This window comes from Rhodococcus sp. NPDC079359, from assembly GCF_040702585.1.
In the GTDB taxonomy this organism is placed as follows: domain Bacteria; phylum Actinomycetota; class Actinomycetes; order Mycobacteriales; family Mycobacteriaceae; genus Rhodococcoides.
Genome location: NZ_JBFBLH010000008.1, coordinates 61,323 through 73,767, shown reverse-complemented (window position 1 = coordinate 73,767; position 12,445 = coordinate 61,323). Strand labels below are relative to the sequence as shown.

Here is a 12,445-nt window from a genome sequence, read left to right as displayed (position 1 = left end):
ATGACCACCACCGAAGCTCGTCCGACCGGTCGCCGCTCCGGCCCGACCTACGCCGTCGGAACCCGACGGCACCTGGACGCCCAGGACATCGCGGCCACCGGTATCCGCGACCGCTGGTACCCGATCCTGCCGTCGCACATGGTCGAAGCGGGTGCGATGGTGCCCGTTCGCCGCCTCGACGTCGACTGGGTGCTGTTCCGGGACGCGCAGGGAACCGTCCGCATGCTCGAAGACCGCTGCCCACACCGCAGCGCTCCACTGTCGGTCGGTCAGCACCTCGGCGACCGCATCGCATGCATGTATCACGGCGTGCAAGTGGATGGAACCGGAACCGTCGTGTCCGTTCCCGGCATGCCCGGTTGCGCGTTGGAGGGCCGACGAGCCACCGTCAGTCTCGAGGTCGTTGAGGCCGCCGACACCATCTTCGCGTTCGTACCGTTGACCAACGACTCGGTCCCGACGCCGTTCGTACTCCCCGATCGCTTGGCCGACCCCGAGGTGTCGTGGTTCCCCAACTACGCCGAATGGGCCGGGCCGTGGCGGTTCTACATGGACAACGTCCTGGATCCTATGCACGGCGCGTTCCTGCACCGAGACTCGCATTCGATGTTCGGCGGCGACGTTTCTGCGCGATTCCGTATCCGCGAGACCGATCGCGGCTTCTTCTTCGAGAAGACCGACCAACGAGGAGTGAACTTCGACTGGGTCGAATTCGTCCGTGGGTCGATGGATTTCGTCGACCTCGAGATCCCTTACGGACCCGGTGCCGGGCCCGGCGGCGTCTTCGGCATTGTCGGCATGAGTACACCGATCGACCGCGAGAACTCGGCGATATTCCACTGGCGCACCCGGCGGGTCAGTGACTGGGAGCGCGAATCCTGGCGGTTCCTGTACCGCACGGTTCTCGAGGAGAAGCACTGGCAAGTGCTCGAGCAGGACCGCGCGGTGTTGGAAGTGCTTGCGTCGGACGCCGACAGCGAAGAGCACCTTTATCAGCACGATCTGGGTGTCGCGCGCATCAGGCGGCTGTATCGCGCCGACGCGCTCGCCCAGGCAGAAAAGCTCTCGAGCGTCAACGCATGAACGAGAACGACTTGATGTTGACGGTCCTGCTGCGGCACGACCAGACGCAGAATTTGGAGCAGCTGCAGGGACGACTGGACGGCAACGACTGGTGGCACGAGTTTCCACCCGAGGGCTGCGAGGTCGTGTCGTGGTTAGTCGCGATGGGAATCGGACAGATCGTCACCCTACGGTTGCCGGCCCATCGACTCTCCAGCGTCAACGTCGAACTCGAACGCCGGGCGTGGGGCACATTCACCACGGAGTTCTATCCGACCTACGACTTCGTGCCCGTCCGCGAACGCCTCACCCGTGAATCCGACGAACGCCGCAAGGCTTTCTCGGCATGACACGGGTAACCCACCCGGACGTGGCCGAACCACCTCGACCCGGGATGTTCAGCAACGCCCGCGTCGTGGGTGATCAGTTCTTCATTTCCGGCATGCACGCCGGCACATCGTCGGGTCCGGTCGGAGGACCGGACCCCTACCTTCAGGCCGTCGAGGCGTTCCGACGCATCGGAGCCCTCGCCGGGGCCTGCGGCGCACGCATCGACGACATAGTGACCCTGCGGATCTACCTCACCGACATGGCCGACAAAGCCGCCGTCGGCCGGGCACGCGGCGACGTGTTCAGCGGTGACCTTCCCTGTTCGACCCTCGTCGAGGTGTCGGCACTTGTCGAGCCAGAACTCAGCGTCGAGATCGAGGCTCACGGTTTCATCCCCGGCGTCCGCACCGCGGACGCTCGAATCAGCTGATTCGGCGTATCCAGCGTCGACCTACACATCGAGGACGCATAATGAGCGGACCGACCATGACACGAACTCACGCCCCGGACATAACCCGACCCAACTGGTCGGTGTTGACGCTGGCCTTCATCGCCGTCGTGCTCGACGGCTACGACACCATCGCACTGGGATTGTCCGTACCTGCCCTCTCTGCAGAGTGGGGCGTGGCACCGTCGCACTTCACCCCCGCGCTGGCATTGACCAGTCTCGGTGTGGCTTTCGGCTACATCGCAGTGGGACGACTCACCGCACGCTTCGGTTGCCGCAACGTCATCTTGGTGGCGGTTGCGGTTTTCACAGTGGGTTCACTGCTCACAGCGTGGGCCGGGTCGATCGTCGAACTCACTGCTCTGCGATTCGTCACCGGCCTCGGACTCGGTGCAGTCATGCCCGCTGCAGTAGCCCAGACGACGGCACTCAACCCGGCACGTTTCCGGCAGTCGATCGCAGTATTCGTGACCATGGGCATCTCGCTCGGTGCGTTGATTGCGGGTGTCGCCGGTAGCCAGCTCGTACGTAACTTCGGCTGGCCCTCGGTCTTCATCGCCGGTGCCATCGCATCGGCAATCTTGTTCCCGTTCCTGTGGTTCAAGCTTCCCGACGAGCGCACGGTCATCGGAGACGTCCCCGTCGCCGATGCCAAGCACAGCGCATCCGTCGCTCGTCTCTTCGACCCCGAGGTCCGCACACGGACGCTGTTGCTGTGGGTCTTCTCGTTCCTCGTGTTCTCGGTTTTCTACATCTTCTCCTCGTGGTTGCCGACTTTGCTCACCAGCTACGGCTTCAGCACCGGACTCGCACCATTGGGCTCGGCGGCGCTCGGCGTCGGTAGCATCATCGGCGCAGGAATTCTGATCGTCTGTGCCACGAAGTTCAGGATGACCTCCGTCCTCGCCGGCACCACCGCTGCGGCCATTGTCTTCCTGGTCATCTCGGCATTCCTCGGACCGGACAAAGCCCTCCTGCTGATCGTGTTCGGTGGCGTCGGCCTCGGTCTTCAGGCGGGAATGATCGGCCAGGCGGCCGTCGCTGTCTCGATCTACCCCCAACGCACCGCCGCGACGGGTGTCGGATGGACGTCGTCGATGGGACGGCTGGGATCGGTCGTCGGACCCATCGTCGGCGGTGCACTCATCGGTCTCGGCACGTCGACGAGCACTATCGTGTTGCTCGCGTGCATCCCGGTACTCGGCGCGCTTCTCGTTGTCGTGGCCCTCGGCAGAGTTCGTGTGGCACACCGAGCAGACGAGCAAGTCGGGGCGTGAGCCCGGATCGGAAGCCATGAAAGACCGATCGCCATCGAGCCCGGGGACCGAGAGGCCCCGGGCTCGATGGCGCGAAGCCTGTATGTTGTTGTCCGGCTGAGCGTCTCGAGCAATTGGCGTCAGGCCACCGCGTCGTTGCCCTGAGCTGCCGAGACCACCAGGTTGTTTGCGGTCAGCTCGTTTCCGTTCTTGACTGCGTCGATCCACTGATCTGTCGACGCGACCGCCGCGAAGTTCGACTGCAGCAGCACCATCAACGCCTTGTGCAGTTGCTCCGCCGAGACGGTGCCTGCCTCGTTCGAGAGATTGATCGCGCCGGTGGCGTCGGACAGAATTTCGACGGTCAGATCCAGAACCTCGGCGTCGGCGCTGGATGCGAGGTCGCAGTTGTTCGTCATGTATCCGACGATCGTGACGGTATCGATATTTTTGCCCTGCAACCACTTCGCGACACCGGTTCCGGCGAACACGCTGCTGTACTTCTTCTCGACTCGCTCGAACGAGGGTTGTACGAGCGCCTGAATATCGGGGTGCAACTCGTACGTCGAGGTGCCCTTCACGAACGCCGGAGCACCGTCGGGCATCTCGTGCTGCACGATCGCCACGGGAAGATCCTGCGCCACAGCGGCTTCGATCGCCCGGACGATGTTGGCCAACGACTGGTCACGAGGCGGGTACTGAATCTTCAGCACGCCCTCGAAGTACTCCTGCTGGACGTCGATGACGATCAATGCTCTGCGTGGTGCGGTCATGGTGTTCTCCTTCGACTGGCGATCTCGGTCGCTTCTCATCCTGCGGTGGCGGCCTTGCTTCCACGAGTGGCACGGATGCATACTTTCGATTGATTCGGGCCAACGGTCGAGATCGGAGACAGCCATGCGGATCGCGCTCTATGCGTTCGACGGCATCACGATGTTCCACCTCGCCGCGCCGTTGATGGTGTTCGGCGAGGTGACTCGACTCGGACTCGCACCGGACTGGGAGACGCGGGTGTGGTCCGACCGAGCCGGGTCGATCCGCACCGAGGAGGGCTTCCCGGTCGGCGAGATCGCCGGCCCCGATACCGTCGACTGGGCCGACATCGTCATCGTCACGTCGTGGCCGGAGTCGTTGCCGCACATCGGCAAAGACCTGTCGGCGGCGCTCAGCGACGCCCATTCGCGTGGAGCGGAAATCGCAGGATTGTGCCTCGGTTCGTTCGCCGTCGCAGATACCGGATTGCTAGCCGGCCGCCCGGCCGTCACACATTGGACCAAGATGACCGAACTGCGGGAGCGAAATTCACACGCCGGCGTCGACGAGTCGGTGCTCTACATCGATCACGGCGACGTGATGACGTCTGCGGGCACCGCGTCGTCGATCGATTCCTGCCTGCACATCGTGCGCAAACATCTCGGTTCGGCGGCGGCGACCCGGGTGGCGCGCAGTCTGGTGGTCGCACCCCATCGCGACGGTGGCCAGGCCCAATACATCGAGCGTCCGGTCACGGAGGCATCCGGAGGTACCGCGATTGCCGACGTGCTGAGCTGGGCACTCGAAAGACTGGACGAGCCCTTGCCCATAGAGCGACTGGCCGAACATGCGCGCATGAGCCGACGCAGCTTCATCCGCCAGTTTCACCTCGAGACGGGGTCCACCCCCGCCCGTTGGGTACTGGACAAGCGACTGAACGAGGCCAAGAGCCTGCTCGAGACCACCGATCGCAGCGTCGAGAACATCGCAGCGCTGTGCGGATTCGGCAGCGCCGTCACTTTGCGTCAGAACTTCCGCTCGGCCTTCGCGGTGACACCGACGGCCTACCGACGGCAGTTCGCCGTCGGTTCAACAACCACGAGCATCGTCGACAGGCAAAGATGAGCGACGTGATCCTGTGGATAGTTGCCGGAGTAGAGCTCGCCGCCATCATCGCGCTGGGTGTGGTCTTGATCGTCTCGCGTCGAAAGCTGAAGCACACGCGTCGTGCACTGGACCGCGCTCTCGAATCGCAGCAACGCCGTAAGCGACGCGGCCTGGTGCCCTTCGCGATCAGAACCGCCTTCCACACCACGGACTTACTCATCAACAAGGGCTTCGGCGCAACGGTCCGCAACTCCGTCGAGGACCTCGCCGGCTGGGCGAAAGTCGAACGCCCCGATCTGGCGCGCATGACCGCCGACGGGGACATCGTGGTGATGTTCTCCGACATCGAGGGATCCACCGCCCGCAACGAAGAACTCGGCGACCGCGGCTGGGTGAAGCTGCTCGAGAAGCACAACAAGCTGATCCGCAAACACGTCGACGATCACGGCGGTCACGTGGTGAAAAGCCAGGGCGACGGCTACATGATCGCCTTCTCCGACCCGGCCCAGGCGGTGCGCTGCGGGGTGAAGGTGCAGGAAGCACTGCTGAAGAACCCCGATCGCTGGGACCGCATTCGCGTCCGTATGGGCGTGCACGTCGGCAGCTCGGTGCGTCGAGGTGACGACCTGTTCGGACTCAACGTCGCGATGGCGGCACGAGTGGCGAACCAAGCCGACGGCGGCGAAATACTGGTCAGCGAACCGGTACGCAATGCCATCGGCGCGGCGCATGATCTGGCTCTCGGTACGCCCCGAGACGTCGAACTCAAGGGAATGAGCGGAACATTTCAGTTGTACCCGGTGACATTGCCGGTGCTGCCGGATGCTGAAGTCAAGCAACTCGACTAGATCTGCTCGGGCACAGTCATACTCAGCAGGTGGTAGCTCAGGCATTTGCCGTGTCCGTCGAGCACCGGGCTACCCGTCACTCCCCCACCGAGTACGCCGGGTAGCTCGAACACCAGCCCGGAGACCAGGGGCATGTCGGTTCGGCGTACCTCTCCCGTCACCAGCGGCGCAAAATGCGCAGCGACGGCCTCGACAGTCATTGTGCGAGCCAGCACTTCGTAGCTTTCGTCGGTCCGCGGGAAGACAGCAAGAATGAGAGTGTCGCCCTTGTCCCCGGTTCGCACGTCGGCGAGATCGTCGACAGTCCTCATACCGTCACCTCCGTGATGTGCACGGCGGTCGTCACCTGTGCACGTGGAATCAGACAGGATCTGATAGCCAAGACCTCCGTGTTGCTGCTGCGCGCACCGCCACCGCCGGCGGGCCCGTTGGTGTAAAGACTCTCGACTTCCCAGCCGACAAGAGCCGCAGTTTCGGCGTCGGACACCTTCGCCGTCACGCGCAGTCTCACTTCAGGGACATCGGTGGGGGCGACGAGTCCTCGGAATGCAGCGCCCGCACCGATGTACTCGATGCCCACGTTCTCGGCGGATATACCGTGCACCTCCCACAGTCGTTGCTGCACAATCGCTCCGGCGAGTTCGGCGCGTTGCAGCGCGCGCGGCCCGGCGTAGCTGATCTGCCCCTCACCGAGCCAACCGCCGCGAAATCCGAGGGTCACTTTCAGCTCCTCTGGCCGCGTGCTGCCCGCCGCCCCGGACACCGTCACGCGGTCGGGTCCGACGGTCTCGAACGAGACTCCGGTGAAATCGGCGGTCACGTCCGGCGTCAGATATCTGGCGGGATCGCCGACCTCGTACAGCAATTGCTCGGCGCACGTTCGACGCGTCAACTCCCCGCCGGTACCGTCGACCTTGCTGAATTCGGCTGTGCCGTCGGCACGTACGTCGCCGAACGGAAAGCCCAGATTCGCCAGACCCTGCACCGGCTTGGTGACCGGATCGGCGAAGTAGCCACCGGTCAGTTGGCCCGCACATTCGAGAAGATGTCCGACGGCAGTTCCTGCACCAAGTGTCTCCCAATCCTGCCCGGCCCAACCGAACTCGTGCATCAGAGGTGCGAGATACAGCGCCGGATCGGCGAGACGGCCGGTGACGACCACGTCGGCACCGACGTCGAGGGCAGGCAGCACCGCATCGGCGCCGATGTAGGCGTTGGCCGATACGAGTTCCTCGGAATGCTCCGACAGCGGTCGACCGGTCTCCCACACCACCGGGTCGATCCGGCGCACCGCGTCCAGTACGTCGTCGCCGGTGACGGCAGCGATACGTACCGAACGCGAACACACCTGCTCTGCCACCTTCGCGACGACGTCCGCCGCAGCAACAGGATTCGCTGCCCCGGAGTTGGTGACGACGGTGATGCCCTGCTCGGTCGTCGCCCTGAGAACTGCGCGCATCCGCGCTGCCAACAGTGGGTCGTAGCCCGCCGTGGGATCGAGCAATTTCCGGGCCTGCCCTGTCGCCACCGTCCGCTCTCCGAGGCACTCGAAGATCAGATAGTCGAGCTCGCCCCGCTCGGCCAAGATCTGCGCCGGGTCGATGCGATCGCCGGCAAAACCTGCGCCGGCACCCAACCGGACGGTTCCGCGGGCGCTCATGACGACCACAGCGGGATCGCGCCGGTGGCCATTGCAACGCCGAGCATGCCGAGACTGATCAGCCACGCCCACCCCAACGTGTGCCGAATGTGCTTGCCGATGTCGACTTTCGCGAGACCCACCAGAAGGTAGAACGCGCCGGTCATCGGGCTGATCGGGAATCCGACCGTTTCCTCACCGATGATCGAGGCCTGCGCCAGATCGATTGCGCTGACGCCGAATTGGTCACCTACCTCGATGAGGACCGGCAGCACGCCGAAGTAGTAGGCGTCCGGCCCGAAGATCAGGCTCATCGGGACGGCGAACACGCCGACGATAAGTGGCAAGGCGGGGGCCATAGCGTCCGGAATGGCATTCGCTGCGCTGACCGCCATGGACTCGATCATGCCGCTGCCGTCGAGCACACCGAGAAGTACCCCTGCAGCCAACAACGTGCCGACCATCAGCATCGCGCCGACAGCGTGGGCCTCGATGCGGGCGGACTGGGCCTTCATTCCGCGATAGTTGACGAGAAGCGCCACGATAGTGGCGATGATGAAGCACGTCTCCGGAGGGGCGATGGCGGCGATCAACGCAGCCAACGTCGCGATTACCAAGAAGGCGTTGACCCAGAACAACTTCGGCCGCAGCAGTGCTCGGTCACTCGACGCGGTTGCCGGACCGTCCGCATCGTCGCCACCGGTCGACGGGCTGCCGGGCTCCTCGTTCGCGTCACCGACTGCGGATCCGGTATCCCCGGATCCCACGGACATGCGTTCGGCGACTCGCGCCGTCGACTCCTCCACGACGGCCGACGCATCGCCCGCGGCGACCTTGGCCAGGCGGGTCCGCTCACGCCGACCCAGGTAGTAGGCGACGCCCAGTGCGAACACGACTCCGGCGATCTGAGCAGGAATCAACGGGACCCACAGTTCGTTGGCGTCGACACCCAGAGTTGCTGCAGCGCGAGCCGTCGGACCACCCCAGGGGACCATGTTCATCACTCCGGCACCGAGTCCGACGCAGGTGGCCAGGACGAGCCGGCTCATACCGAGGCGTTCGTAGATCGGGAGCATGGCGGGGACGGCGATGAGGAACGTGGTTGCGCCGGCACCGTCGAGGTGAGCCACCACGGCGAGGGCAGTGGTCGCGACTGCCACGGTCGGCGGGGCACTACCTGCCCAGCGCACGATGCGGGCGATGATGGGATCGAACAGTCCAGCGTCGCGCATGATCCCGAAGAACACGATCGCGAAGAGGAACATCGCCGCGACGCCCACCACGCCGCCGAGTCCGTCCTTGACGAACCCGGCCACCTCGGATGGCGAGTTGCCGGCCAGGAACGCCGCAGCGAGCGGGACACCTGCGAGCGCGACGATCGCCGCAACACGTTGGGTGAACAACAGCAGCAGAATGATGGCAATCGTCCCGAAGCCGAGTAGTGACAGCATGTGATCTCCTTCATCGAATACGACGAGTGTTGTGCAGATCACTTACTCCGTCCAACATCAGTTGGGTATAGATTCATGCACCGTGGGCATAAACCTGGGCATCGCGCATCTACGCGCCGTCGTCGCACTCGCCGATCATGCGAGCTTCACTGCAGGCGCGAACTGGCTTCAGGTCTCCCAACCCAATCTGAGCCGTACCGTCGCCGAGGCCGAACGACGCCTGGGCGTCCGACTGTTCGTGCGCACCACCCGCAGCGTCGACCTCACCGGAGACGGACACGAAGTCACGGCCTATGCCCGTCGGGTGTTGCTCGAGTTCGACGACGGCCTGGAGCAGATCGGGCGCTTCGTCTCCGGCGACCGCGGAACCGTCACCATCGCGTGCCTGCCCTCGATCGCGGCGACGTTTCTCCCGCCGTACATCGTGGACTTCCGCAGCAGTCACCCCGACGTCTCGGTGCACATCAGAGACGGGCTGCGCGACGACGTGGTGGCCTCGGTTCGCGACGGTTCCGTGGACTTCGCAGTCGTCGCCGCGTCGGGGCGAGCGAACGATCTGATGCGCACGACGGTCAGCACCGACGCATTCGTCTGCGCGCTACCGCCGAATCATGCGCTTGCACAACGGACAAGCCTGCTGTGGACCGACCTCGCCGACCAGCCGTTCGTCGCGTTCGGTCCCGAATCGAGCATCGCCTCGCACGTGCAACTGGGGCTCGAAAGCGCGGGAGTCGACGTCGGACCATCGGTTCAGGCGCATAACGTGGCCGCCGTGGCGGGCATGACCGCTGCCGGACTCGGCATCACCGTGATCCCGGAACTGGTGGTGCCGATGATGTCGTTCGCGAACCTGGTCTACCTGCCTATCGAGCCGACCATCCATCGCACCATCTCTGTTGTCCAGTTGCCAGGGCGACGCCAAAGTGCGAGCTGTACGGCATTTCTGGATATTTTGGTGCCCGCCTTGAACGAATGAATGGTCCATTCACGACGTCTGAGCGCGTGAAAGTCACATTGATCCGAATGGGGTGGGCGGTAAACCCCAATGCTGGTGCACCCCAATACGAATGAATGGTCCATTCAACACGTCTGAGCGCGTGAATGGACCATTCATTCGTATTGGGGGTGAAGCAGAGAAAACTACTTCTTCGCCGACTCCAGAGCCTCGTTGAAGGTCTTCGAGGGACGCATCACTGCAGCGGTGGCTTCGGGGTCCGGGTAGTAGTAGCCGCCGATGTCGACTGCGGTGCCCTGAACCTCGTTGAGCTCGGAGACGATTTTCTCCTCGTTCTCCGCCAGCGTCTTCGCCAGTGCGGCGAAGTGCTTAGCCAGTTCGGCGTCCTCGGTCTGCTCGGCGAGTTCCTGTGCCCAGTACAGAGCGAGGTAGAACTGGCTGCCACGGTTGTCGAGTTCACCGGTCGAGCGCGACGGGCCCTTGCTGTTCTCGAGCAGCTTGCCGGTGGCGGAGTCGAGTGCCTTGGCGAGGATGGTCGCCTTGACGTCGCCGGTCTTGGTGCCCAGATCTTCGAGGCTCACGGCCAGAGCCAGGAACTCGCCGAGCGAATCCCAACGCAGGTGGTTCTCCTCGATGAGCTGCTTGACGTGCTTGGGAGCCGAGCCGCCTGCACCCGTCTCGTACAGCCCGCCGCCTGCCATCAGCGGAACGATGGAGAGCATCTTGGCGCTGGTGCCGAGTTCGAGGATCGGGAACAGGTCGGTGAGGTAGTCGCGCAGGATGTTGCCCGTCGCGGAGATGGTGTCGAGTCCGCGGACCAGACGCTCCATCGTGTATCGGATCGCGCGAACCTGGGACATGATCTGGATGTCGAGGCCCTCGGTGTCGTGATCCTTCAGGTACTTGCGCACCTTGCCGATGAGCTCGTTCTCATGCGGGCGGTACGGGTCGAGCCAGAAGACGACCGGCATTCCGGATTCACGCGCACGCGTGACGGCGAGCTTGACCCAGTCCTGGATCGGGGCATCCTTGACGATGCACAGACGCCAGATGTCGCCCTCTTCGACGGTCTGCGTCAGCAGCACCTCGCCGGTGGCCTTGTCGGTGATGTTCGCGACGCCTGCCTTCGGCACCTCGAAGGTCTTGTCGTGCGAGCCGTACTCCTCGGCCTTCTGAGCCATCAGTCCGACGTTGGGAACGGTGCCCATCGTCGTCGGGTCGAACTGGCCGTTGGTCTTGCAGAAGTTCACCATCTCCTGGTAGATCCGGGAGAACGTCGACTCGGGGTTGACGGCCTTGGTGTCCTTGGGACGACCGTCCGCTCCCCACATCTTGCCGCCGGCGCGAATCATCGCGGGCATGGATGCGTCGACGATGACGTCGCTGGGCGAGTGGAAGTTCGAGATGCCGCGGGCGGAGTCGACCATCGCGAGCTCCGGACGGGTCTCGTGACACTTGTGCAGGTCTTCGATGATCTCGTCGCGCTTGGACGCCGGGAGCGTCTCGATCTTGGTGTACAGGTCCGAGAGGCCGTTGTTGACGTTGACGCCCAGCTCTTCGAAGAGCTCGTTGTGCTTGGCGAACGCGTCCTTGTAGAACACACGCACAGCGTGGCCGAACACGATGGGGTGCGAGACCCGCATCATGGTCGCCTTGACGTGCAGGGAGAACATGACGCCGGTGTCGTAGGCGTCCTGCATCTCGTGCTCGTAGAAATCGAGGAGTGCCTTCTTGCTCATGAACATCGAGTCGATGACGTCACCGTCGGTGAGCGAGACCGTCTCCTTGAGCACGATCGGCTCGCCGTCGGCGGGCAGCAGCTCCATCTTGATCTCACGGTCACCGTCGACGACCGTCGACTTCTCGCCGTGGTAGAAATCGCCCTCGCGCATGTGCGCGACGTGGGTGCGCGACGCCATCGACCACTCGGTCATGCTGTGCGGGTGCTTGCGGGCGAATTCCTTGACGGCCTTCGGCGCGCGGCGATCCGAGTTGCCTTCACGCAGAACAGGATTGACCGCGCTACCGAGGCACTTGGTGTAACGCTCGCGGATCTCGCGCTCTTCGTCCGTCTTCGGATTGCCGGGGAAGTCGGGGATCGCGTAGCCCTTGTCCTGCAGTTCCTTGATGGCAGCGAGCAGCTGCGGAACCGACGCGCTGATGTTGGGCAGCTTGATGATGTTGGTCTCGGGCAGCTGCGTCAGCTTGCCCAGCTCGGCGAGGTTGTCGGTCACTCGCTGGTCTTCGTTGAGGTAGTCGGGGAACTCGGCGAGGATGCGATTGGCAACGGAGATGTCACTCGACTCGACGTTGATCTCGGCCGCGCTGGCGAAAGAACGTATGACCGGCAGAAACGCGTGAGTCGCCAGCATGGGCGCCTCGTCGGTCAGGGTATAGATGATGGTCGGCTTCTTCGCAGTCATGTTTCGCCTTTGCCTCAGTTTCAACGTCGTCTTTTGGATGCGTCCACCGTCGACTTTAATCTTTGAACCCGCCGCTGTGCGTGCCAGTGGGGTATCACTCCATCGGCGGTTCCAAGTTACCGACCGGTAGGCCGCTCAAAGGTTTTCGCCGCCTACCCCTGCCCCGCCTCTGA

The 12,445-nt window shown here is 63.8% G+C and carries 12 protein-coding genes; 7 read left to right on the top strand and 5 right to left on the bottom strand.

Features of this window, described 5'->3' with window-relative positions; genetic code table 11:
* Genes AB0362_RS19030 through AB0362_RS19015 form a run of 4 tightly spaced genes read left to right on the top strand, consistent with a single transcriptional unit; the run spans window position 1 to window position 3,117 of the window.
* Complete coding sequence (locus AB0362_RS19030; RefSeq protein WP_317533698.1) at window positions 1-1,083, top strand: Rieske 2Fe-2S domain-containing protein; 1,083 nt, start codon at window positions 1-3, stop codon at window positions 1,081-1,083.
* Window positions 1,080-1,412: a hypothetical protein gene (locus tag AB0362_RS19025; RefSeq protein WP_317533699.1), complete on the top strand. Its 333-nt coding sequence runs from the start codon at window positions 1,080-1,082 to the stop codon at window positions 1,410-1,412. The genes AB0362_RS19030 and AB0362_RS19025 overlap by 4 nt, the downstream gene beginning before the upstream one ends.
* A complete protein-coding gene (locus AB0362_RS19020; protein ID WP_317533700.1) occupies window positions 1,409-1,822 on the top strand; it encodes a RidA family protein in 414 nt (137 codons plus the stop codon). Before AB0362_RS19025 ends, AB0362_RS19020 begins: the two co-directional genes overlap by 4 nt.
* Before the next feature lie 41 nt (window positions 1,823-1,863).
* Entirely contained in the window at window positions 1,864-3,117 is a 1,254-nt protein-coding gene (locus tag AB0362_RS19015; protein ID WP_317533701.1) for an MFS transporter, read from the top strand.
* A gap of 119 nt (window positions 3,118-3,236) precedes the next feature.
* Here AB0362_RS19015 and AB0362_RS19010 read toward each other — a convergent pair whose 3' ends face one another.
* On the bottom strand, window positions 3,237-3,869 hold the full coding sequence (locus AB0362_RS19010) for an isochorismatase family protein (protein WP_317533702.1): 633 nt from the start codon (window positions 3,867-3,869) through the stop codon (window positions 3,237-3,239).
* Between the two features lie 124 nt (window positions 3,870-3,993).
* On the opposite strand from AB0362_RS19010, the gene AB0362_RS19005 reads away from it, so the two are divergent.
* Both AB0362_RS19005 and AB0362_RS19000 read left to right on the top strand, forming a co-directional pair.
* Window positions 3,994-4,974: a helix-turn-helix domain-containing protein gene (locus AB0362_RS19005; protein WP_317533703.1), complete on the top strand. Its 981-nt coding sequence runs from the start codon at window positions 3,994-3,996 to the stop codon at window positions 4,972-4,974.
* Window positions 4,971-5,804 carry an adenylate/guanylate cyclase domain-containing protein gene (locus AB0362_RS19000; RefSeq protein ID WP_317533704.1) on the top strand — a complete coding sequence of 278 codons (834 nt, stop codon included), beginning with the start codon at window positions 4,971-4,973 and terminating at the stop codon, window positions 5,802-5,804. The genes AB0362_RS19005 and AB0362_RS19000 overlap by 4 nt, the downstream gene beginning before the upstream one ends.
* Here the strand turns inward: AB0362_RS19000 and AB0362_RS18995 are convergent.
* From AB0362_RS18995 to AB0362_RS18985, 3 genes are read right to left on the bottom strand one after another with little or no spacing between them, the layout of a single operon-like run.
* Entirely contained in the window at window positions 5,801-6,115 is a 315-nt protein-coding gene (locus AB0362_RS18995; RefSeq protein ID WP_149407855.1) for a hypothetical protein, read from the bottom strand. The two genes, AB0362_RS19000 and AB0362_RS18995, sit on opposite strands and share 4 nt — an antisense overlap.
* Window positions 6,112-7,464 (bottom strand): acyclic terpene utilization AtuA family protein, encoded by a 1,353-nt coding sequence (locus AB0362_RS18990; RefSeq protein ID WP_317533705.1) that lies wholly within the window; start codon window positions 7,462-7,464, stop codon window positions 6,112-6,114. Before AB0362_RS18990 ends, AB0362_RS18995 begins: the two co-directional genes overlap by 4 nt.
* Window positions 7,461-8,894, bottom strand: a complete 1,434-nt coding sequence (locus AB0362_RS18985) for an SLC13 family permease (RefSeq protein ID WP_317533706.1) — start codon at window positions 8,892-8,894, stop codon at window positions 7,461-7,463. Before AB0362_RS18985 ends, AB0362_RS18990 begins: the two co-directional genes overlap by 4 nt.
* Before the next feature lie 82 nt (window positions 8,895-8,976).
* Here AB0362_RS18985 and AB0362_RS18980 point away from each other — a divergent pair, with 82 nt between their 5' ends.
* Window positions 8,977-9,870, top strand: a complete 894-nt coding sequence (locus AB0362_RS18980; RefSeq protein ID WP_317533707.1) for a LysR substrate-binding domain-containing protein — start codon at window positions 8,977-8,979, stop codon at window positions 9,868-9,870.
* A 164-nt stretch (window positions 9,871-10,034) separates the two neighbouring features.
* Here the strand turns inward: AB0362_RS18980 and AB0362_RS18975 are convergent, their stop codons facing one another.
* On the bottom strand, window positions 10,035-12,272 hold the full coding sequence (locus AB0362_RS18975) for an NADP-dependent isocitrate dehydrogenase (protein WP_300515060.1): 2,238 nt from the start codon (window positions 12,270-12,272) through the stop codon (window positions 10,035-10,037).
* Between the last annotated feature and the right edge of the window lie 173 nt (window positions 12,273-12,445).